Origin of the sequence: Variovorax atrisoli (assembly GCF_014195185.1) — a bacterium.
In the GTDB taxonomy this organism is placed as follows: domain Bacteria; phylum Pseudomonadota; class Gammaproteobacteria; order Burkholderiales; family Burkholderiaceae_C; genus Variovorax; species Variovorax atrisoli.
This window is the reverse complement of sequence record NZ_JACIBG010000008.1, coordinates 63,540-85,718: the sequence shown is the minus strand read 5'-3', so window position 1 is coordinate 85,718 and position 22,179 is coordinate 63,540. Positions and strand designations below refer to the sequence as shown.

The 22,179-nt window shown below is 69.4% G+C and carries 19 protein-coding genes; 6 read left to right on the top strand and 13 right to left on the bottom strand.

All coding sequences use genetic code 11. The features are described from left to right. Positions 1 to 21: 21 nt before the first annotated feature. Positions 22 to 828, bottom strand: a complete 807-nt coding sequence (locus FHY06_RS25660) for a helix-turn-helix domain-containing protein (RefSeq protein WP_019655127.1) — start codon at positions 826 to 828, stop codon at positions 22 to 24. Beyond that, a complete protein-coding gene (locus FHY06_RS25655; RefSeq protein ID WP_126185294.1) occupies positions 794 to 1,822 on the bottom strand; it encodes a LysR substrate-binding domain-containing protein in 1,029 nt (342 codons plus the stop codon). Before FHY06_RS25655 ends, FHY06_RS25660 begins: the two co-directional genes overlap by 35 nt. 113 nt (positions 1,823 to 1,935) lie before the next feature. On the opposite strand from FHY06_RS25655, the gene FHY06_RS25650 reads away from it, so the two are divergent. After that, on the top strand, positions 1,936 to 3,249 hold the full coding sequence (locus FHY06_RS25650; RefSeq protein ID WP_184606750.1) for an MFS transporter: 1,314 nt from the start codon (positions 1,936 to 1,938) through the stop codon (positions 3,247 to 3,249). On the opposite strand, the gene FHY06_RS25645 is transcribed toward FHY06_RS25650, so the two are convergent. Both FHY06_RS25645 and FHY06_RS25640 read right to left on the bottom strand, forming a co-directional pair. After that, entirely contained in the window at positions 3,210 to 4,271 is a 1,062-nt protein-coding gene (locus tag FHY06_RS25645; protein ID WP_126185296.1) for an adenosine deaminase, read from the bottom strand. The genes FHY06_RS25650 and FHY06_RS25645 overlap by 40 nt on opposite strands. 83 nt (positions 4,272 to 4,354) lie before the next feature. Then, positions 4,355 to 5,158, bottom strand: coding sequence for an IclR family transcriptional regulator (locus tag FHY06_RS25640; protein WP_184606749.1), 804 nt, complete (start codon positions 5,156 to 5,158; stop codon positions 4,355 to 4,357). A gap of 195 nt (positions 5,159 to 5,353) precedes the next feature. On the opposite strand from FHY06_RS25640, the gene FHY06_RS25635 reads away from it, so the two are divergent. The 5 genes from FHY06_RS25635 (at position 5,354) to FHY06_RS25615 (ending at position 9,491) form a co-directional block, all read left to right on the top strand. Continuing rightward, positions 5,354 to 6,121 (top strand): ABC transporter substrate-binding protein, encoded by a 768-nt coding sequence (locus FHY06_RS25635; RefSeq protein WP_019655122.1) that lies wholly within the window; start codon positions 5,354 to 5,356, stop codon positions 6,119 to 6,121. A 166-nt stretch (positions 6,122 to 6,287) separates the two neighbouring features. Continuing rightward, positions 6,288 to 6,959, top strand: coding sequence for an ectoine/hydroxyectoine ABC transporter permease subunit EhuD (gene ehuD, locus FHY06_RS25630; protein WP_126185297.1), 672 nt, complete (start codon positions 6,288 to 6,290; stop codon positions 6,957 to 6,959). Then, positions 6,956 to 7,717 carry an amino acid ABC transporter ATP-binding protein gene (locus tag FHY06_RS25625; RefSeq protein ID WP_019655120.1) on the top strand — a complete coding sequence of 254 codons (762 nt, stop codon included), beginning with the start codon at positions 6,956 to 6,958 and terminating at the stop codon, positions 7,715 to 7,717. The genes ehuD and FHY06_RS25625 overlap by 4 nt, the downstream gene beginning before the upstream one ends. Next, complete coding sequence (locus tag FHY06_RS25620) at positions 7,714 to 8,994, top strand: NAD(P)/FAD-dependent oxidoreductase (protein ID WP_184606748.1); 1,281 nt, start codon at positions 7,714 to 7,716, stop codon at positions 8,992 to 8,994. The genes FHY06_RS25625 and FHY06_RS25620 overlap by 4 nt, the downstream gene beginning before the upstream one ends. A gap of 104 nt (positions 8,995 to 9,098) precedes the next feature. Beyond that, a complete protein-coding gene (locus FHY06_RS25615; RefSeq protein ID WP_019655118.1) occupies positions 9,099 to 9,491 on the top strand; it encodes a nuclear transport factor 2 family protein in 393 nt (130 codons plus the stop codon). Positions 9,492 to 9,623: 132 nt separating this feature from the next. On the opposite strand, the gene FHY06_RS25610 is transcribed toward FHY06_RS25615, so the two are convergent. The 9 genes from FHY06_RS25610 to FHY06_RS25570 form a co-directional block, all read right to left on the bottom strand. Further along, positions 9,624 to 9,959 (bottom strand): hypothetical protein, encoded by a 336-nt coding sequence (locus tag FHY06_RS25610; RefSeq protein ID WP_019655117.1) that lies wholly within the window; start codon positions 9,957 to 9,959, stop codon positions 9,624 to 9,626. A 171-nt stretch (positions 9,960 to 10,130) separates the two neighbouring features. Further along, entirely contained in the window at positions 10,131 to 10,790 is a 660-nt protein-coding gene (locus tag FHY06_RS25605; RefSeq protein WP_026346424.1) for a RhiA family protein, read from the bottom strand. Between the two features lie 106 nt (positions 10,791 to 10,896). Beyond that, positions 10,897 to 11,853 (bottom strand): FHA domain-containing protein, encoded by a 957-nt coding sequence (locus tag FHY06_RS25600; protein WP_019655115.1) that lies wholly within the window; start codon positions 11,851 to 11,853, stop codon positions 10,897 to 10,899. A gap of 22 nt (positions 11,854 to 11,875) precedes the next feature. Further along, positions 11,876 to 14,011, bottom strand: a complete 2,136-nt coding sequence (locus FHY06_RS25595) for a TOMM precursor leader peptide-binding protein (protein ID WP_184606747.1) — start codon at positions 14,009 to 14,011, stop codon at positions 11,876 to 11,878. Between the two features lie 4 nt (positions 14,012 to 14,015). Then, positions 14,016 to 14,801, bottom strand: coding sequence for a class I SAM-dependent methyltransferase (locus FHY06_RS25590; RefSeq protein WP_244164343.1), 786 nt, complete (start codon positions 14,799 to 14,801; stop codon positions 14,016 to 14,018). Positions 14,802 to 14,868: 67 nt separating this feature from the next. After that, complete coding sequence (locus tag FHY06_RS25585) at positions 14,869 to 15,660, bottom strand: BMA_0021/BMA_0022 family TOMM bacteriocin (RefSeq protein WP_019655112.1); 792 nt, start codon at positions 15,658 to 15,660, stop codon at positions 14,869 to 14,871. 18 nt (positions 15,661 to 15,678) lie between these two features. Continuing rightward, positions 15,679 to 19,716 (bottom strand): TOMM system kinase/cyclase fusion protein, encoded by a 4,038-nt coding sequence (locus FHY06_RS25580; RefSeq protein WP_184606746.1) that lies wholly within the window; start codon positions 19,714 to 19,716, stop codon positions 15,679 to 15,681. Between the two features lie 318 nt (positions 19,717 to 20,034). Then, positions 20,035 to 21,207, bottom strand: a complete 1,173-nt coding sequence (locus tag FHY06_RS25575; RefSeq protein WP_019655110.1) for a BMP family ABC transporter substrate-binding protein — start codon at positions 21,205 to 21,207, stop codon at positions 20,035 to 20,037. A 49-nt stretch (positions 21,208 to 21,256) separates the two neighbouring features. Then, positions 21,257 to 22,177: an ABC transporter permease gene (locus tag FHY06_RS25570; RefSeq protein ID WP_125947142.1), complete on the bottom strand. Its 921-nt coding sequence runs from the start codon at positions 22,175 to 22,177 to the stop codon at positions 21,257 to 21,259. Positions 22,178 to 22,179 lie beyond the last annotated feature (2 nt).

Sequence of the window (22,179 nt, the reverse complement as noted above, 5' to 3'; positions counted from 1 at the left end):
TGGCCGCCGAGGCCGATCGCGTCAGTGCAGCGGCGCGTTCTGGCCCCACGCGTGCGAGGCCTGCTCGTCGGCCGTCACACGCACCTGGCTGGCCAGGAACGAAGGCGGCAGGCCGAAGTAGCGCTGGAAGGTGCGGCTCATGTGCGCCGCGTCGGTGAAGCCGCTGACCAGCGCCACGTCGGTCAGCGAACGCTGCCCGGTGAACTGCTGCACCGTGCGGCGCACCTTGGTCCACAGCGCATAGCGCTTGACCGACACGCCCACCTGCTCGGCGAACAGGTGCGTGAGCCGGTCGGGCGACAGGCACGCCACGGCCGCGAGATCGCGCAGCGCGATCTGCCCCGCATGCGCGCGGATGGCCTGCAGCACGCGGTCGATGCGCGGATCGAGCGGCGCCTGCAGCTCGGGGCTCTCGGTGATGGCCTCGACCATCTTCGCGCTGAGCGACTGCAGCCTCTCGCTGGACAAGGCGCCGCACTGCGCCGGTTCGAAGTCGTCGCGCAGCGCGCCGAAGCGTCGCGCGTCGATGGGCTGGATGCCGTGGCCGCCCATGCGCCGCGCGAGCATGCGGTAGGCGCTGGAAGCGGGGTCGAGGTTGAGCGAGAGCAGCCCGCAGCCATCAACGTCGAGCCGTCGCGACACGTGCGGCGCGACCAGCGCGGCGGTGCAGCGCACGCGGGTGCCGTCGACCGCCTCCAGCGTGAAGGGGTGCCCGCTGACCGATGCCAGCAGCGTGGCCGACGAGCGGGCCGTCAGGCCCGACTGGATGGCCGGTGTGATGTAGAGGAACCTGTCATCCCACAGGTGCAGGAAGTTTTGCGTTGCCATGCCGTACCGCTCTTGTTCTTGTCTCCAGCGGCGGATTCTCCCGCATCGGCAAAACGACCGGCTGCACGTGCTGGCGCACGGCCTCCAGCAGCAGCCCGGCAAGGCGGCTCGCAGGCGCCTCGGGCAGGGCCTGCGCGCGGTAGAGCACGAGCGATATCTGCGGCAGCGCGGGCAGCGCCAGCGTCGAACGGTCGACGACGCGCACATGCGAAGGCAGGCCGAAGGGCGTGCGCACCGTGAGGCCCAGCCCGGCCGATGCCGCCGCCCAGAGCGCCGCGAGGCTCGCGCTGCCGAAGGCGCGACGCCATGGCACGCCGGCCTTGTCGAGCGCGGTGATGACGATCTCGCGCAGCGGGCAGGGCGCGTCGAGCATGATGAGCGGCAGCGGCTCCTTGCTCTTCGGCTGGCGTGCGCCACCGGCGCGCTGCTCGCGCTGCGTCCACCACGGCGCCTCGACCCGCTCCGGCGTGCGCGGCCCGATCCACAGCAGAGGCAGCCGCGCGACGCGCTCGGCGTACGGCGACAGCGGCTGGTCGCCCACGTCCCACGCCAGTGCGAGATCGAGCTGGCCGAGTTCGAGCCGCTCGCGCAGTTCGCCGCTGCGCGCCACGCAGGCCTCGATGCGCACCTTGGGATGCGCGCGCGCGAAGCGGCCCAGCACGGCCGGCAGCAGCGTCTCGCCGAAGTCTTCCTGGAGGCCCAGGCGCACCGAGCCCTGCAGGTCGGCTCCGCGCATGGCGGCGCTGGCTTCGTCGTTGAGTTCGAGCATGCGGTGGGCGTAGGCCAGCAGCGTCTCGCCGGCATCGGTGAGCTCCAGCCCCCGGCCCGCCTTGCGGAACAGCACGGTGCCGGCCTGCGACTCGAGCTTCTTCAGCTGCGCGCTCACGGCGGACGTCGAGCGCCCCAGCTTGTCGGCGGCCCGCGCGAAGCTGCCGAGCGCGATGCCGGTGGAGAAGGTGCGCAGCACGTCGAGATCGAACATCACCTGGCTCATTGCGGCTCTTTCCGGGTTTTGGGGTTGAGGGCGATCATCCCGTTTTTCAGGACGATTCGCCAATTATTTTCTGATTTTCAAAACCTTTGCCGAAGCGGAAACTGCCCGGCAACATGACCCACTCCCTCTCCACACACCCCTCCTCTTCTTCATTCACCCCGCGCCACCGCTGGAAGGTGCTGGCGGCAGGCGTGGCGGCCAACGCCGCCTTCTCGGTGGCCTTCAGCGGCATTCCGATGACGGCGGTGCTGATGCGCACCGGCTACCAGCTCGACAACGCCACCCTCGGGCTGGTGCTGGGCCTCATGGGCCTGGGCATCGCGGTGAGCGAGCTGCCCTGGGGCTTGCTGACCGACCGCTGGGGCGATCGGCCCGTGCTGCTGGCGGGCCTGGGCAGCACGGCCCTCGCGCTGGTCGCGATGGCGCTGTGGGCCGCGCCCGCCGCAGGGCACATTCCGGGCCTGGGCTGGCTCGGCAGCGGGCTGCTGCTGGTGGGGCTGCTGGGCGGCAGCGTCAACGGCGCCAGCGGCCGCGCGGTGATGACCTGGTTCGACGCCAGCGAGCGCGGCCTCGCGATGAGCATCCGCCAGACGGCCGTGCCGATGGGCGGCGGCATCGGCGCGCTGGTGCTGCCCTTCGTCGCGCTGCACTTCGGCTTCGCGGCGCTCTACGGCCTGCTGGCGCTGCTGTGCGCGCTGAGCGCGGCGATGAGCTGGGCGTGGGTGCACGAGCCGCCCATCGCGGCGGGCGGCGACAAGGCCGTGCCGACTGCAGCCGCCGTGCCGAAGAGCGGACCGCTGCGCGACGCGCGCGTGTGGCGCATCGTGGCCGGCATCGGCATTCTTTGCGCGCCGCAGTTCGCGGTGCTGTCCTTCGGCACGGTGTTCCTGCACGACTTCGGCCATGCGGGCCTGGCGACCATCACCGCGACGATGGTGTTCGTGCAGGTCGGCGCGATGGTCATGCGCGTGTGGAGCGGCCGCTGGACCGACCGCAACAGGAACCGGCCGGCTTACTTGCGCGCCTGCAGCGGGCTCACCGTTGTGCTGTTCGCAGGCCTCGCTGCACTGGCACTGGCCGCGGGCACGCACGCTGCCGACTCACCGGCACTTCGCATCGCGCTGGTGGTGCTGCTGGGCGTGAGCGGCGTGTGCGTGTCGGCTTGGCACGGCGTGGCCTATACCGAACTCGCCACGCTGGCAGGCGCATCGCGTGCCGGCACCGCGCTGGGGATGGCGAACACCAGCGTGTTCCTGGTGTGCTTCGTCACGCCCTTCTCCATTCCGCACCTGCTGGCGCTGCAGGGCTGGCCGATGGTGTGGCTGGCGGCCAGCGCCTGCGCGCTGGTGGCGATGCCGCTGCTGGTGGCGCGGCCCGCCGCCGCCGATCAGAAGCTCGCGAAGACGGCGTTGAGCCGGTCGACGTAGGCGCGCTTGGCGGCCTCGTCGATGAAGCTGCCCTCGAAGCTGTTCGCCGCGAGCTGCCAGGCCTGCTGCACGCTCAGGCCGGTGGCCGAGAAGGTCTCGGTGAAGTTCTGGTTCATGTAGCCGCCGAAGTAGGCCGGGTCGTCGGAGTTGACGGTGGCAACCAGCCCCGCGTCGAGCAGGGCGCCGAGGTTGTGCTTCGACAGGTCGGGGAACACGCAGAGCTTGAGGTTCGACAGCGGGCACACGGTCAGCGGAATGCGGTCCTTCGCAAGGCGCTTCATCAGCTCGGGGTCCTTGGTGCTCTGCACGCCATGGTCGACGCGCTCGACCTTCAGCACGTCGAGCGCGCTCCACACGTATTCGGGCGGGCCCTCCTCGCCGGCATGGGCGACCAAGTGGAAGCCCAGCTCGCGGCAGCGCGCGAACACGCGGGCGAACTTCTCGGGCGGATGGCCCACTTCGCTCGAATCGAGCCCCACGCCGATGAACTTGTCGCGGTAGGGCAGCGCCTGCTCCAGCGTCTCGAAGGCCTCTTCCTCGCTGAGGTGGCGCAGGAAGCACAGGATGAGCGCGGCGCTCACCCCCAGCTTCGAGCGTGCGTCGGTGCACGCGCGGTGCAGGCCGTCGATCACCGTCTCCATCGGCACGCCGCGCGCGGTGTGCGTCTGCGGGTCGAAGAACATCTCGGTGTGCACCACGTTGTCGGCGGCGGCGCGCTCCAGGTAGGCCCAGGCCATGTCGTAGAAGTCCTGCTCCTTGAGCAGCACGCTGGCGCCGGCGTAGTAGATGTCGAGGAAGCTCTGCAGGTTGGTGAAGGCGTAGGCCTTGCGCAGCTCCTCGACGCTGGCGTAGGGAATGGACACGCCGTTGCGCTGGGCGAGCGCGAAGATGAGTTCGGGCTCCAGCGAGCCCTCGATGTGCATGTGCAGCTCCGCCTTGGGCATGGCGCGCAGCAGCGCGGGCAGGCGGTCGGCGGCGATGCGGTCGAAGCTCTTGTCGTAGGCGGGGCGGAAATCGGTCATGGTGGGGGCTGCGGATGCTGCGTTGGGACTTCGCAAAGCATAAGGGCAGCAGCGGCCGGCGCCATGCCGGAAAGCTTATGCCGTCAATCCACGCTGCGCGCCGAACTGGTGAGCGAGCGCGCGCAAAGCAGCAGGGTGGGCGCCAGCTTGCGCACCGCCTCCTCCAGCGTCCAGCGGCTGGTGGGCGCCACCACGTGCACCGAGGCCACCGGCCGCCCCTGCGCGCCCAGCACGGGTGCGGCGATGGTCATGTCGCCCAGGAAGAGTTCCTCGGCATTGGTGGCGAAGCCCTGCTGCCGCGCCTGGCGCAGCTCTTCCATGATCTCGTCCACGCCGGTGCGCGTGTGCATGGTGTGGGCCACGCGGTCGGACGACTCGATGAGCGCGCGCGCCTCATCCTCGGGCAGCGCGCTCAGGAAGGCGCGCCCGGAAGCGGTGCAGTACATGGGGATGCGGCTGCCGATGGGCATGTGCACCGGCACGAACTGCGCGCTCACGAAGCGCGCCACGTAGACCATGTCCAGCCCGTCGGGCTCGGTGAGGCAGGAGGTCTCGGTCGTCACCTTGGTGAGCTCCGACAGGAACGGGTTGGCCACGTCGATCAGCGAGTGCGCCGCGAGGTAGTTGAAGCCGATCTCCATGACGCGCGGCGTCAGCTGGTAGCGCCGCGTCTTCGGATGCTTGCGCACGTAGCCCAGCTTCTCGAGCGTGAAGACCATGCGCTGGGCCGAGCTCTTGGTGATGTCGGTGGCCTCGGCCACGTCGGCCAGCGTCATGGTGCGGCGCCGGGCGCTGAAGGCGCGCAGCACCGCCAGGCCCTTTTCCAGCGACTGGTTGAAAAGCAGGCTCTGGCTGTTTTCGGGGGCTGTGTCGGGTGTGGCGTCCATGGCTGGGGAGTATAGCGACAGCCGATATAAATATCGAATATCGATACTTTAGATTCGACTAGTGGTTTTCATTTATTGATGGGAGATTCAAAAGAATCGAATATTGGCATGCATGTTGCATCTCGGCCACCGACCGTATTCGCTCATCTCCACTCACCTTCTTCTTCAACTTCCCTTCCTTCGAGGAGTGCTTCCATGAATCGCATCGTTCGCCGCCTTCATCGCCTGGCCCTGGGTCTTTGCTTCGCCGGCGCCGCCTCGCTGGCGGCCGCACAGGGCGCCGCGCCCACCTTCAACGTGGGCGCCACCGCCACCGGCGTGCCGTTCACCTTCCTCGACGTGAAGACCAACAGCATCCAGGGAATGATGGTCGACACCGTCACCGCCGTGGGCAAGGCGGGAGGTTTCAACGTGAACGTGCAGCAGACGGTGTTCTCGGCGCTCATCCCCTCGCTCACCGCGCGCAAGATCGACATCGTCTCGGCCGCCATGCTGAAGACGCCCGCGCGCCAGGAGGTGGTCGACTTCAGCGACCCGGTGTACTCCTATGGCGAGGGCCTGATCGTCAAGGCGGACGACACCCGCGCCTACGTCTCGCTCGACGAGCTCAAGGGCGAGGTGGTGGGCGCGCAGGTCGGCACCGTTTTCCTCGACATGCTCAACAAGAAGGGCATCTTCAAGGAGGTGCGCAGCTACGACTCGGTGGCCGACATGACGCGCGACCTCTCGCTCGGGCGCATCAAGGCCGGCCTCGGCGACCAGCCCATCATGGCCTACCAGATCCGCCAGAACACCTTCCCCGGCGTGAAGCTGGTCGACAGCTACAAGGCCGTGAACGTGGGCGACGTCTGCCTGGTGGTGCGCAAGGGCGACACCGAGACGCTGGCACGCATCAACAAGGCGATCGCGGCGATCAAGGCCGATGGCACGCTCGCCAAGATCGTCCAGAAGTGGGGCATCTGATGCACACCCCCAGGCTTCGCGTGCTTCGTATCGCTGTGCCAACCCCCTTGCACGGGGCAACACCTGCGGCCCGGCAAAGCCGGTTCCGGAGTGTTCCGAGAACGGGCCCGATTGCGTCGGCCGGCCAGTTTGACGTGCCGCGCGTCGAGCGAAAGGAATGACGTAGATGGCTGCTCCCACCTTCCTGCAGCACGCGCAGGACTTCCTGCCGATCCTCCTGCAGGGCGCGATCGTCACCGTGCAGGTGACCGTGCTTTCCTTCCTGCTGAGCAGCGTGCTCGGCCTGGGTCTGGCGCTGATGAAGCTCTCGCCGGTGCGCCCGTTGTCGATGGCGGCCACCGCGGTCATCAACGTGATCCGCGGGCTGCCGATCATCGTGCAGCTCTTCTACATCTACTTCGTGCTGCCGGACTTCGGGGTGCAGCTCACGGCCTTCCAGGCCGGCGTGATCGGGCTGGGCATCGCCTACTCGGCCTACCAGGCGGAGAACTTCCGCGCGGGCATCGAGGCGGTCGACCCGGGCCAGCGCGAAGCGGCGCAGGCCATGGGCATGCGCTCGGCGCTGATCATGCGGCGGGTGATATTGCCGCAGGCCTTCCGCATCGCGCTGCCGCCCTACGGCAACACGCTGGTGATGATGCTGAAGGACTCCTCGCTGGTCTCGACCATCACCGTGGCCGAGATGACGCGCGCGGGCCAGCTCATCGCCTCGTCCACCTTCCAGAACATGACCGTCTACACGCTGGTCGCCCTGCTCTACCTGCTGATGAGCCTGCCGCTGGTGTGGGGACTGCGCCGTCTCGAGAAGCGCTTCGCCGCCGGGAGGAAACAGCCATGATCCACGTCGAGGGACTGGAGAAGCGCTTCGGCGCGCACCGCGTGCTGCAGGGCGTGAGCCTGCACGTGGACAAGGGCGAGGTGGTGTGCCTGATCGGCCCTTCGGGCTCGGGCAAGTCGACCGTGCTTCGCTGCATCAACGCGCTGGAGTCTTACGAGGGCGGCGAGATCCGCGCCTTCGGCGAGCGCGTGGACCGCAACGCGCCCAACATCCACCGGCTGCGCAGCCGCATGGGCATGGTGTTCCAGCGCTTCAACCTGTTCCCGCACCGCACGGTGCTGGAGAACGTGATGGAAGGCCCCGTGCACGTGCTGCGCCAGGGCGCGGCGCAGGCACGCGAGGAAGCCCTGGCGCTGCTGGCCAAGGTCGGCCTGGCCGAGAAGGCGCAGGCCTGGCCCGCACAGCTCTCGGGCGGGCAGCAGCAGCGCGTGGCCATCGCCCGCGCGCTCGCGATGAAGCCCGAGGCCATGCTGTTCGACGAGCCCACGTCGGCGCTCGACCCAGAGCTGGTCGGCGACGTGCTCGGCGTGATGCGCGCGCTGGCCGACGAGGGCATGACCATGATCGTGGTCACGCACGAGATGGGCTTCGCCCGCGAGGTGGCCGACCGCGTGTGCTTCCTGCACAGCGGCAGCATCGTGGAGGAAGGCCCGGCCGCACAGGTGCTGGGCGCCCCCCGCCATGCGCGCACGCAGGACTTCCTGCGGCGCGTGCTGCATCCTTCCGGTGCCGCGGCGTCCGCGGAGGTGCGCGCATGAACGCTGGCGCACTGCCACCGTCCCTCTGGGCCGCCACTGCCCCCCCTGCCCCGCCGACACCGCCGCTGGCCGAATCGCGCAGGGCCGACGTGCTGATCGTCGGCGGCGGCTTCACGGGCCTCTCGGCCGCGCTGCACCTGGCCGAGGCCGGCGCGCAGGTCTGCGTGCTGGAGGCGCACGAGCCCGGCTGGGGCGCCTCGGGGCGCAACGGCGGGCAGGTGAACCCGACGCTGAAACACGACCCCGACGAACTCGTGCGGATCTTCGGCGCCGAGCGCGCCGAGCCGCTGATCGACGCAGTGTCGGGTTCGGCCGACCTGGTGTTCGACCTGATCGCGCGCCACGGCATCGACTGCCAGCCGGTGCGCAACGGCTGGCTGCAGCTTTCCTATTCGGAGAAGGACGTGGCCGGCCTGCACGCGCGCGCCGCGCAATGGGCCAGGCGCGGCGCCAGGACGGAAGCACTGGACCGCGCGGCCGTCGCGGCCCGGCTGGGCACCGATACCTTCGCCGGCGGATGGCTGGACGGCCGCGCCGGCGGCATCCAGCCGCTGGCCTACACGCGCGGGCTGGTGCGCGCCGCCCAGGGCCTGGGCGCTGCGGTGCACGGCAGCACCGAGGTCACGGCGCTGGAACGGCGCGGCACGCACTGGCATGCGCGCACGTCGACCGGCGCGAGCGTCACCGCCGAGCAGGTGCTCATCGCCACCAATGGCTACACGGGCGCGCTGTGGCCGGGCCTGAAGCGCACGGTGCTGGCGGCCAACAGCTTCATCGTGGCGACCGAACCGCTGAAGGGCGCGGCGGCCCACGCCATCCTGCCGCGCGGGGAGACGGCCTCGACCTCGCAGCGCCTGCTGCTGTACTTCCGCAAGGACGCACAGGGCCGCCTGCTGATGGGCGGGCGCGGCCATTTCGCCGACCCGGGCGGACCGGCCGATTTCGCGCACCTGGAGCGCTCGCTGGAGCTGCTGTTCCCGCAGCTCGGTCCGCTGCGCTACGAGTACCGCTGGGCCGGCCGGATCGCCGTCACGCGCGACTTCATGCCGCACGTGCACACGCCGGCGCCGGGCATGACGATCGCGCTGGGCTACAACGGCCGGGGCATCGCACTGGCCACGAGCATGGGCAGACACGTGGCGGCGCGGATGCTGGATGCGGGGGCGGATTTTCCGTACCCGGTGTCGCCGATCCGGCCGATTCCGCTGCACGGGCTGCAGCGCTTCTACATTGCGGGCGGCGTGGCCTGGTACAGCCTGCTGGACCGGCTGTCCTGAGGCGCGGGTCGCTGCAAAGTCGCCTAGGTGCGCGCGGCGCCTTGCCATGCAGGCCGCGCCTGCGTCAAATGGCGGGCATCGACCACAAAAGCCCCAGGAGACTCATGCCGATCGACACCCTCGCCACCTGGCACCGGCTCGTCAAGGAACGCGACGTGGCCGGGCTCGACGCCCTGCTCGACGACTCCGCCGTCTTCCATTCGCCGGTGGTGCACACGCCCCAGGTGGGCAAGCGCATCACCCACAAGTACCTGGCCGCGGCGTTCCAGGTCTTCTTCAACGAGAGCTTCCGCTACGTGCGAGAGCTGAAGTCGGAGCGCGACGCGGTGCTCGAATTCGCACTGGAGCTCGACGGCATCCAGATCAACGGCGTCGACATGATGAAGTGGAACGACGAAGGAAAGATCACCGAGTTCAAGGTGATGCTGCGCCCGCTGAAGGCCGTGAACCTGATCCACCAGAAGATGGGCGCCCAGCTGCAGGCGCCCGCCTCCTGACCGCCCCGGCTGCACGCCTCACCCTGCTCCAGTCGCGGGACACCGCGGAACCGGCTCCGCCGGGCCGCAGGTGTCGCCCCCGGAAGGGGGTTGGCGAAGCGACACGAAGTGTGCGGAGCCTGGGGGAGAGCCTTATTCAGCCACGACCTGCAGCGTGCCCTGCTGGCTGTAGGCCCGCACGCACATGCGGGTCAGCTGCACGAGGAACTGGAACACGGCCGGCTCGCCAAGGCAGTCGGGCGTGATCGCCATGATGTCCTTGCGCAGTTCCATCAGCCGGTTGCCCGACATCGCCATCTCGGCGGAAGCGCCGTAGTAGTTCTTCCAGAAGTCCTGCAGCACCCCGCGCTTGACCTCGTCGATCACCAGCGTGTAGCCGCGCTCCCAGACCGACTCCTCCATCGGCAGGCAGTCGACCTGCGGATCCTCCAGGCGTGCCCCCCTGGGCACCAGGCACACGCGCCGCATGGCCACTCTCTCAACTGTTGCTTGCCGCATGTACATGGCCGTACTCCTGGAGTTCGATGGCCACCGCCGGCGTCGTGCCGGACGTGGCTGGGTGGTCAGGGTGGCGGGTGCTTGGTTTCTTCATGGTCGTCGTCCTCAACGAAGCCACAAGGTGTGTGACAGGCTTGGCGCTCATGCAGCCGCGAGCATTCGCAGGCGGCTGGCGTTCGAAAGGGCCAGGCTCTCCGGCTGGTCCCAGCTTCCGTCCGCGTTGAGCGTTGTGGTCAGTGCGTAGACGCCGGGCGGAAACGCCAGCTCCAGCGGGTTGCCGATCGCTCCGGCATCGATCACGTCGCCTTCCTCGAAGTCGCCGTAGGCGATGAAGTACTTCGGATGCGGCGAGAAGGCCAGGTTCTGGCCGGTGCGCGCCTGCACCGCGTACACGGTGCTGCCGCCCATGGTCACGCCCACGGCGGCGGCCGACCTGGCCGGAACGGCCGCCGACTGAGCGAGATAGAGCCGGGACTGTTCCGGCCCCTGGGTGGGGTTCACGAACCGGTAGGTGCGATTGCAGTCGAGGGTGATCTTGTTGTTGGGTCCGCTCGGCTCGTAGGTTTCGGTGGGGATGAACTGGGCGCCCGGCTGCAGCTCGCCGGTCTCGGCCCAGGCGAAGCCCACGTCGACGCTCCACTGGAACTTGACGCGGGAGGTCGGCCCCGGGTTGGAGAACTTCGTGAACCAGGCCAGCGACAGCGCATTCGGCGCGAGCTGCGTCGGGTCGTTCTGGAACACCATGAAGCAGCCTGGATGACTGGCATGGTTGTTGACCGTGACGGAATGGATCATTCCCATGGCGACTTCCCGAATGAAACAGAGTGATGGCTGCAGCACGGGCCACGCCGGCACCGCACTGGTCGTCACTCTAGGGAGCGCAGGGAGCGATTTGAATTACATACGATTACAGCGGTTGCGCCCCGCCACGAATTTCGAAGGGGTAGTTGCCCAGGCGCACGGTGCCGCGCCGGCGCTCGACCAGCGGCGGCTCGACCAGGTGCGGCGGCAGCGCGTTCAGGATCTGGTGCTTGGCGCGGAAGATCTGGATGTTCACGTACGAGGGCTCCACCCCCAGCATGCGCGACAGCTCGTCCAGCCCGATCCAGCCCTGGCTCTGCGGCGCGATGCCGCGCTGGGCGTCCTTCTGGCGCAGCCGCGCGAGCGTGACCAGGGTGTAGTGGTGGATGCGCTCGCCCAGCGGCACCGACCTGCCCTGCGTCACCAGGTTCAGGCTCGTGTGCTCCTCGTCCTGGCTGACCTCGAAGTGCAGGGCCACATCGGCCGACATCGGCACCGGCATGGGCGTCGATATGGGCGTCTCGGAGGTGAGGTCGAGGTCGTCGCACAGCACGAACTCCCAGGTGCTGGACGATGTGCGCACCATGGCGCCGTCGCCCAGCAGCTCGATGCCGTCGATGTGCTCGAGCATCCACTTGCCGTCCTGGAAGTAGACGTTCGCCTCGGGTTCATGGTCGTCCGGCAGCAGGTTCTCGCGCGGGTTCAGCTCCACGATGTCGCCCGCGCCGCCGTCGCCTGCACCCGAGGGAAAGAGGCAGGTGGCCGGCGCGGCGAGGTCTTCCGCGGTCCAGACCGACTCGTCGCCGATGCCCATGCGGACCTCGGCGCCGGCGGGCAGCGCCGTCCAGCGGCCGCTGGGCAGGCGCTGCCCGTTCAGCGTGGTGCCGTTGCGGCTCTGGTCGACGATTTCCCATGCCTGCCGGTTCCACCGCACCATCGCGTGGACCTGGGACACGTCGGGCGCCTGCAGCACCGTCTGGCAGACAGAGGCGCGCCGGCCGAAGGCATGCACCGGCCGCAGCACGATGGCGCGCCGGTCGAGCTTGTTCCTGAAGATGGCCATCGCCGCATTCTCCTACGCGATCTCAGACGTACAGCGCCTGCGGATTCAATTCGCTCTCCTGCAGGGGAGTGTCGCGCCATCCGAGGGCGACGGGCACGCGGTAAAGCCGCGGATTGCCCAGTTCCGGCCAGATGTGGCACAGGCCGGGCACCACCACCTTCACGGTGCACAACGGGAGGTCGGGCCGCGTGTGGTCGAGGACGATGGTTTCCAGTCCGAGCGAGGCGGCAATGCCCACGCAGCGGCGGATCTCCTCCGAGATGTCGCTGCGGGCGGCGGGCGCGGCCGGAACCGGCGCGGTGCCGGCCGGCAAAAGGAAAGCCGGTGCTCCCTCGTCGGCTGCTTCGGCCGCCGGCACCTCGAAGCTCTTGCCCGCCGCGATCAGCTGGCTCATCTCGGTGAGTGCCCGCTCGCAGGCCAGCGCGCGGTCGGGGCTGCAGCCGAAGCCGACGGCCCAGGCGCCCGTGTCCAGATGGCGGCCGACCGCCACCACCACCGGAATGCCGAAGTCGTGCGTGATGTCGAGCACCCAGCGCTCCCAGCGCGGGCCGCAGGTGCGCTCGATGCGCTGGAGGATTTCGCCGGACAGGCTGTCGAGCCCGACTTCCGGCCGGCGGTGCCGCCCGTACCACCAGACGGCGGCGGCGTCGCGCTCCACCAGTTCGAGAAAGCCCTGGAGGATGGCCTCTTCGCGCGTGTTGCCCGCCGCGCAGCCGTTCGAGGTCCAGCCCACGTGGAACTGGCTCTGCACCGGCGCATTGGCGAAGCAGAAGCCCAGCGGCAGGTAGCGGCGCGCGTCGGCGGTCAGCGACCAGGCGGGCGCCCACCACGTCGGCGCTTCATGCGGCGAAGCGGACGGGGCCACGGCATGCGGCGGCTTGTGCGTGCCGAAGCGCTCGCGCTGCCGCTGGCTGAAGAGCGCCAGCGCCTGCGGTTCGATGCGGGGCGCGTCCAGGTCGGCGGCGGCTGCGACCACCCAGGCCTCGTCGCCCCGGAAGAAGGCCGAGTGCCGCTCGGCCGCCTCGCACAGCGCGCTGGCGCGGGACTGCTCCATCGACATGCCCTTGCCCAGGCACACCTGGGTCAGCACGCCGGGCATCTCGTCGTCGCCGGGCGGCGGCGTCCTGAAGATCTCGCTGCGGTAGACGGTCAGCGCGCCCTCGGCCTCGGCGTTCAGCGGCACGATCCGCGCCACGGCGCCGGTGAGCGGGCTCACGTGGCGCATCAGCCGCTGGACCGTGACCGACGCCGGTACGGTGCGCCAGCCGCCGTCATGGCTCGCGGTGGGCAGGCCCGGCGCCAGCACGACGCGCTCGCGCTGCCGGCGGGCCACGAGGTCAGGCGTTCCGCAGTGCGGGCATTGAGGGCGGAGGGCGACGACATGCGGCTGTGGCGAATCCAGCGTCCGCACCTCGGCACCATCAGCCTGATTCGCAAGCTGCAGCGCCACCGGGAGCAACTGGTCGAGCCGCCCGGCGACGAGCCCCTCGCCCGCACGCACCGGCGCGCCGCTGCCGGCGCTGCCATGCCGCGATTGCCACCAGGCACGGGCCGGACGATTCCCGAGCCAGCGATGCGCGAGGCAGCGCCAGCATGGCCCGTCAGGCCTGAAGACCGGCCCGGCCATGGCCTGCTCGCCGGTCGGCTTGACCAGCAGCCACGAACGGCCCGAGGCGCGCTGCTGCGCGTCGATGGCGGCGAACCGGGGGTCGAGGTAGTCGTCGCAGAAGACGACAGTGAGTCCGGCGCCCGCAGGCAGCGACCGTGCCCAGCGGGCGGCCGCGTCGTCGCCGACGGCCTTCGACAGCGCGACGACGTCCATGTCGGCCGAAAGCGCGGTGCGCGCGGGCGCCGCCGAGAAGTCGGGAACCAGCCACGAATCCGCATCGCCCTTTGCTGCGGGCCGCACGAGCCCCTGGCGCGACAGCGCCTCCAGCGCATGGAGCATCTGCGCGAGCTGCGCGGCACCTTCCCCGGTACTGCAATACGCGGCGAGGCTGACGCCCTGGCGCAGCACGCGCTCCATCGCCATGACGCCGGGCGAACCCAGCACCAGCAGGTCGTTCTCGCTGGCCAGCAGCAGGCGGTCCTGCAGCACCACCGGCGGCAGGAAGCGGTCGTGCCAGCGGAAGACGTCGGCGAAGAAGTCGGAAGCCATGGCGCTACCCATCGCCGCGCGGCCCCAGTGCGAGCTGCACCACGCCGTAGGGCGATGAGCCCGTCGTGGCCCGGAACGCCGCCTCGAAGAGCCGGTGCCTGTCCGAGAACTGTCCGTAGATGTGGTCCTCCGAGAGCACCCGCATCGACGGATGCAGCCGCGCGATCTGCGCCGCGTTCTCGAAGCCCGACACCACCGGCAGCCGCATGCCCCCCACGGCCATCGACTGCGCGGCGAGCACCGGATGCACGTGGTCGAGCACCACGACGCACGGGTTCGCGGCCTGCTCGAAGCGCTCGGCGAGGCTGCGCAGCACGGCCTCCAGCGGCGCCTGCGGCAGGTAGGGGCACACGCCCTCCAGCATCACCAGCACCGGGCGCTCGCCGGGCAGGCCGGCGGCGTCGAGCCAGTGCTCGTCGAGCACGGAGCAGGCGAGATCGCTTCCGGACTCATCGTCTCGATTGCGCGGCAGGTGCTGCGCACGCAGCTCGATGGCCTCAGGCAGGTCGATGTTGAGCCAGCGCGAGCCTGCCGCAGCGGCACCCAGCCGGCTGCGGCGCGTGCACAGCCCCGCGCCCAGCGTGATGCACAGGGCGCCGGGATGACTTGAAAGGAAATCGGCCGCGAAGCGATCGAAGAGCGCCGCGCGCAGCACGATGCTGCGCACGAAGCCCGGATCGGCCGCATAGGCCGAGATGTCGAAGGGCAGCGACGCGGCGATGCGACGCGCCTCGGGATCGGAGAACACCGACGCGTCGGCCACGGCGCCGGAATTGGCGCGCGCGGCCAGCGTCAGCAGGAGCGTGGCCGTGGCGCCCTGCAGCGCGCCTGCGGCCGGCCCCTGGGCTGCCTCGGACTCAGCAGGTGAACGGATAGGGGTCGCCCGTGTTGTTGTACGACGTGAGCGCGATGGCGCGCATGCTCTCTTCCACCGGTGCCGTCGGGTAGTTCAGGCGGATGGCGTTCTTGATCGCGGTGCCGTCGGCGTTCTTCTGGTTCCATTCGCCCTTCGCGGCGTCCCAGGTGAAGGCCGAGTTGGTGGTGAACAGGATCTTGAAGTTGAACGGGTTGTTGTAGCCCAGCCATTGGCTCAGCACGTTCGCCTTGTCGGTCTCGGGGTCGCGCGTCAGCTCGTAGAGCAGCTCGGGCGACTGCCACGCGATGGCGATCGCGCGCAGCACCACGCCGCCGAAGGCCAGCAGCGAGCCGTCGCCGCCGCCGGGAATGCCCAGGCCCGTGGGCAGCGCGCCGCCGACGATGCCGGGCGGCGGCACGGCCGCTTCGAAGGAGGCGGCGGAACCCATGAAGTTCGGGAACAGCTGGTAGTAGGCGGCCAGCGCCTCGGTGGCGTTGGAGCCCGGGGCCTGCGGCAGCACGATCACGAAGGAATCGTCGGGGCCGACCCAGCCGGAGGTGAGCATCGGCTTCCATTCGGCGCGCTGGGCCGGGTCGGGGCTCAGGAACAGCGACACGTCGAGCTGGGGCCAAGCGGTCGGCAGGCCGAAGTCGCGGTGCAGCATCGGCTGGATGTCCTGCTGGTCGAGCAGTTCGCGGCGGTAGGCGTCGTCCTGCCACGAGCGGGCGATGGCGCGCAGGTAGGCCAGGCGGAACTCGAGCAGCGGATCACCGCTTTGGACTTGGAAAGTCATGATTACTTCATCCTTGGTTCAAGAGGAAATCGTCGCGTGCGTCGGCACGCGCGCGGGCAACTCCGGCCGCAGCCCGGCCAGATTCTTCAGGCGCTTGGCGATGTCGGGCGAGGCGGAATCCGCCAGTGCCTGCATCGCCGACAGCGCCTCGTATTCGGTTCTGTACTTGGCGCCCTCGCGCGCCACCTCGGCGGCTTTGGCGAAGCACGCGGCCACCGTCTCGCGCTCGCCGCCGGCGGCCTGCAGGTAGCGGGCCTTCTGCAGGTGCAGCTCCGAGCGGTAGAGCCCTTCCTTGAGTTCGTCCGTCATGCGCAGGCATTCGTCGATGCGCTCCAGCGCCTCGTCCCAGCGTCCGTTGGCGGCCAGCGTGTCGGCGGCGAAGGCGCGGTAGTAGGTCTGGCAGTAGCGGCAGCCCATGGCCCACAGCGCCTGGATCCAGCCATCGGCCTGCGCGATGTTGCCGACGTCGCCGGTGGCCCAGCAGCGGATGATCTCGGCGTAGCCCTGGAACGCCGGCAGGCCGTAGCGCTGCGTGATGCCCAGCAGCTCGCCGGTGCTCACCAGCGCGCGCGCCTTGTCGTTGCGGCCCTGGTGGCCCAGGCTCTGGTAGAGCAGCGCCATGCTCAGCGACGGGATGTGCGACATCTCGCGGGCCCAGCGCACGGCATTGGTCGCATCGGCGCGCGCGGCCGCGTCGTGGCCCGCGAACCAGCGCACCAGCGCACGGCCGGTGGTCGCCCACACGCGGGTGTCGAAGCCGAAGTCGGCCGCATGGTGCGCATGGGCCTCGGGGTCGTAGCGATCGACGGCGTCCGTCAGCGACTGCTCGGCGCGCTCGAAGTCGCCGTCGGAATAGTGCGCGAGGCCGAGGTAGGTCTGCGCCGCGACGAACACGCCCTGGTCCTGCGCCTGCACGGCCTGGTCGAGCAGGCGGTTGCTCAGCTGCTGCACCTCGGCGCGGTTGCTGGCCACGTGGTGGAAGGTGATGAGCGTCCACAGGTGCTGCACCTGCTTCTCGCGCGGCACCTCGTCGGACAGCAGCTCCTGCGACAGCGCGATGCGGTCGACCACCTGCGCATGCGCCCAGCCGTACTTGTTCATCATGGCCTGCGTGACGTAGCTGTTCACGTCCAGCCGCGCCTCGCGCTGCGCCTCGCCTTCGAGGTGCGCCATCCAGCCGTCGATGTGCTGGGCGTAGGAAATCGTTTCGTCGTTGAGCGAGCGGTGCTGCGTGATGCGCAGCTGGCGCACCGCCAGCGCCACCGCCTGCGCGTATTCGCCCGCGTCGGCCCAGTGCTGGGCCACGTTGCCGGGTTCGTTCGCCACGTACTGCGGCTGGCTGTCCATCAGCGTCTGCGCGACGTTGCGGTGCAGCTGCCGGCGCTGCGCGACCAGCATGCTCTCGTAGGCGGTGTCGCGGATCAGCGCGTGGCGGAAGATGAAGCTGCCCGGCTGACCGGCCGGGGCGACGAGGCCCGCGTCGAGCAGCACGGCCATGTCCTTGTCCATCGCCTCGGCGCTCTTGCCCGAGCAGGCGCACAGCAGCTCGGCATCGAACTGGCGCCCGATGGTGGCGGCGAGCTGCAGCAGGCCCTTGACGGGGCCGAGCCGGTCGAAGCGGCTCACCAGCGAGTCCCGCAGCGTGACCGGAATCGCGGCAGGCTGGGCCGTGTCCTTGAAGACCCAGACGTGGTCCTTCTCGACCAGGTAGGCGTCGAGCATCATGCGCGCCATCTCCTGGATGAACAGCGGCACGCCGTCGGTGCGCTGCACCACGTTGTCGATCACCTGCGGCGCGACGACGCGCGGCGCCAGCTCCTGGCGCGCCAGCTCGGCGGCCTGCGCGTCCTCGAGCCGGCGCACCTCGATGCGCTCGGCCTGCATGGCGTCGGGCTTGACCCATTCGGGGCGCGCGGTGAGCACCAGCAGCACGCGGCGCTGCGGCAGCTGGGCGATGAGTTGCTCGACGAATTCGATGGTCGTGGGGTCGGCCCAGTGCACGTCCTCCAGCAGCAGCAGCACCGCCGCCGACTCGGCCATGTGCAACAGCCACTGCGCGATCGATTGCAGCAGCAGCGCCTTCTGCATCGGCGGCGACATCTGGCTCGGCGCGCGGTCGCCCAGCGGCAGCGACAGCCACGCGCAGAAGATCGGCAGCACGGCCTCGCCGTCGCAGCCTGCGGCCTGCAGGGCCTCGCGCAGGCGCTCGCGGCGGGCCTCGGGCGACGCGGCGTCGGGCATGGCGTCGAGCCGCTGGCGCAGCAGCGCAAGGAACGGCGTCAGCGCGTTGTTCTGGTTCTCGGGCTGGCACTGCGCGACGACGGTCTGCAGCCCTTCCTTGGCGACCTGCTCGCGCAGCACGTCGGCCAGGCACGACTTGCCGATGCCCGGCTCGCCGCGGATCCATACCGCGCCGCCCTGCCCTTCGCGGGCCCGTGCCCAGGCCGTACTCAGCTGCTGCAGTTCGGCCTCGCGGCCGATGCAGGCCTTGTGCAGCGCCTGCTCGGCGAAGCCGTCGGAGGCGAGCGCCTGCTGGTCGCCGCCGAGGCGGTAGGTCTGGATGCCGCCGGACTGGCCCGGCAGCGTCACCGTGCCAGCCTTGTCGAAGCTGGCGTGGCGGCTCAGCAGGCGGTAGCTGCTCTCGCTCGCCAGCAGCGTGCCGGTGTCGGCCACGCCCTCGAGCCGCACCGCGACGTTGACGGCATGGCCCGACGGGATCTCTCCGGCCGCGACGATCGCCATGCCGGTGTGCATGCCCATGCGGATACCGAGGTGCACGCCGTGCTCCTGCTCGATGGCGGCGGAGCGCTGGCGGCTCAGCGCGATCAGCTCCATGGCCGTTCGGCCGGCCTGGCGCGCGTCGGTGTCGCTGGCGTGCGGATAGCCGAAGAGCACGATCATCCGGTCGCCCAGCGTGCCCGCGAGCAGGCCGCCGCGGCGGGTGGCGGTCTCGGAGAACAGGGCCAGCTCGTTGCGCTGGAGCAGTTCGAGGTTCTCGATGTTGGAGGGCAGCGCCTCGTCGGCGCTGTCGTCGTCGGCCGCGTCGGGCCACACCGAGACGCTGCAGCACAGCACGGTGAGCTGGCGCTTCTCGGAGAAGCCGCGCGCGGTGATCACGGTCTGCGCGAGTGCTTCGTCCTGCGCCTGCTTGGCCGAACGCAGCACGCCCACGAGGTCGTCCAGCCGCAGGCGGCCGAGCTCGGCCAGCAGCGTGGCGGCGGAATCGCTGCGGTCGGCAGCCTTCTTGCGCAGGGCCTGCCGCAGCACGGAGGCCACCGGGTGGCTGGCGATCTCCGCCGGCAGCGGCACCTCCAGCGGGCTCAGCTGCTGGTGAAGGATCTCGGCCGCCGAAGCGCCGCGGATGGCCGGCGCGCCGGTGAGGCACTCGATGAACATCAGCCCCCACGCGTACAGGTCCGACTTCACGCCGGGCGGCTCGCCGCGCAGCTGCTCGGGCGCGCTGTAGGCCGGCGTGCCCAGCGCCTCGTCGGTCATCGTGAGCGTGGGGAACTCGTCGCTGCGATTCGACGGAATGACGGTGCCGATGCCGAAGTCCAGCACCTTCGCGTGCGGGACGGCGCCGGTGAAGGTCACCATCACGTTGTCGGGCTTCAGGTCGCGGTGCACGATGCCGGCGCTGTGCGCGCAGTCCAGCGCGTCGAGCACCTCGGCCATCAGGTGGCCCGTCTCGGTGGCCGTGAGCGCGCCCTTGCGGCGGATCAGGCTGGTGAGCGTCTCGCCCGGCACGTACTCGAAGACGCCGTAGACGCAAGGGCCCTGCTCGCCCTTGTCGAGCAGCTGCACGATGTGCGGGTGGTGCAGCGAGGCGCACAGCTTCGTCTCGCGATGGAAGCGCGCCACGCGCTGGCTTCCCACCTGCAGCTTCACGACCTTGATCGCGACGACGGTGCCCGTGCTCTTCTGCAGTGCGCGATATACCGTGCCGTAACCGCCGGCGCCCAGCTCCTCCAGCAATTCGTAACCGGGAATCTCCAGCGGATCGGGCAGATTCGGCTGCAACGCCGGGTGCGTGGGATTGGTGACTGCGTCCTGCATTTCAGTCTCGTCGTGATGGAGCGTTGATGGCCTCCGGGACTCGCCTCGGCCGCGTTCCGCCCTGCGGCGGCACGCAATAGTGACACTAATTGTTACTTTAGCGGAGGCAGAGAGGTTTCAGGTAGGTAACCCCTCAAAAAAAGAAAACCCGCAACAAGTGCGGGTTGTTAGAACTTTTCGGTGTATATGTGTGAACTACATCACACGCCAAGTCCTATTCGAGAGCACCGCGGAACCGGCTTCGCCGGGCCGCAGGTGCTGCCCCCGGGGTAGGGGGTTGGCGCAGCGACACGCAGTGCGCGCAGCCTGGGGGCGAGCCTACTTCTTGTCGCCGCCGGGCACCTTGCCTTCGACGCCCTTGACGTAGAAGTTGACGCCCGACAGGAACTTGTCGTCGGCCACCGCATCCTTGGCGACCACTTCCTTGCCGTCCTGGCCGAGGATCGGGCCCTTCCAGATCACGAAGCTGCCGTCCTTCAGGCCCTTCTTCACTTCCTCGACCTTGGCCTTGGTCTCGGCCGGCACGTCCTCGGCGATGGACACGAGGTCGATCGCGCCTTCCTTCACGCCCCACCAGGCCTGGCCGGTGGTCCACTTGCCGTCCAGGGCTTCCTGGGTGGCCTTGATGTAGTACGGGGCCCAGTTGATGGTGGCCGAGGCCAGGTGGGCCTTGGGACCGTAGGCGGTCATGTCGGAGTCCCAGCCGAAGGCGCGCTTGCCCTTTTCCTGCGCGGTCTTGAGCACGGCCGGCGAATCGGTGTTCTGGAACAGCACGTCGGCGCCGCCGTTGATGAGGGCGGTGGCGGCCTCGGTTTCCTTCGGCGGGCTGAACCATTCGTTCACCCACACGACCTTGGTCGTGATCTTCGGGTTCACCGATTGCGCGCCCAGCGTGAAGCTGTTGATGTTGCGCAGCACCTCGGGGATCGGCACCGAGCCGACCACGCCCAGCGTGTTGCTCTTGGTCATGGCGCCGGCGATGATGCCGGCCATGTACGCGCCCTCGTACGTGCGGCTGTCGTAGGTGCGCATGTTGTCCGAGGTCTTGTAGCCGGTGGCGTGCTCGAACTTCACTTCCTTGTTGTCGGCCGCGACCTTCAGCATGGGCTCCATGTAGCCGAAGGTGGTGCCGAAGATCAGCTTGTTGCCCTGGCCGACCATGTCGCGGAACACGCGCTCGGCGTCCGCGCCCTCGGGCACGCTCTCGACGAAGGTGGTCTTGATCTTGTCGCCGAATTCCTTCTCGAGCGCCTTGCGGGCGTTGTCGTGCGCGAAGGTCCAGCCGCCATCGCCAACCGGGCCGACGTATGCGAACGCGATGTTCAGCGGCGCTGCCGGGGCCGGGGCCGCTGCGGCGGGTGCCGGGGCCGGCGCGGGTGCAGCCGCAGGAGCCGCCGCTTCTTCTTTCTTGCCGCAGCCGATCAGGGCCGCCGAAGCGACAGCCGTGAGGGCGGCCAGCTTGAGCAGGGAGCGCTTGTTCAGATCATTCATTGTCGGAAATCCTCAAAAGGACAGGTTGGCGGGAAAAAGAGAAACGCGATTATGAGCCGGGGTAGAACGGTTTCCCGATGGAAGCCGGCATGTTGGCGCGGATGAAGGCCGGGTTGCGCGAGATCAGCGCCAGCACCACGATCGGCGCGATGTACTGCAGCATGCTGAGGAACTGCGCCGGCACGTCCACGCCGCTGCTTTGCAGGTGGAAGCCCAGCATCGACACGCCGCCGAACAGGTAGGCGCCCAGCAGCACGCGCACCGGCCGCCAGGTGGCGAAGGTGGTGAGCGCGAGCGCGATCCAGCCGCGGCCGGCCACCATGCCCTCGACCCACAGCGGCGTGTAAACCGTCGAGAGATACGCGCCCGCCAGCCCGCACAGCGCACCGCCCGCGATCACCGCCATGAAGCGGATGCGCCGCACCGGATAGCCCAGCGCATGCGCCGACTCCGGCGACTCGCCCACCGAGCGCAGCACCAGGCCGGCGCGCGTGCGGTAGAGGAACCAGATCAGCGCGAAGGTCAGCACCACCGCGAAATACACCATTGGGTGATGGCGGAACAGTGCCGGCCCGACCAACGGGATGTCGCCCAGCACCGGAATGGCGTACGAGGCGCTTTCGGGCAGCTTGGCCTGCACGAAGCTGATGCCCGCGAAGGCCGAGAAGCCCACGCCGAAGAGGCTCAGCGCAAGGCCGGTCGCGTACTGGTTCGTGTTGAGCCAGATCACCAATACGCCGAAGAAGGCCGCGAGCAAGGCGCCCGCCGCCATGCCGGCGAGGAAGCCCAGCCACGGGTTGTGCGTGATGACGACCGTCGCGAAGCCCGCGATGGCGGCGCACAGCATCATCCCCTCGGCGCCGAGGTTGACGATGCCGGCCTTCTCGTTGATGAGCAGGCCCAGCGCCGCGATGGCGAGCACGGTGCCCGCGCTCAGGGTCGAGCCCAAAAGGAGTGCGTAGCTTTCCATGG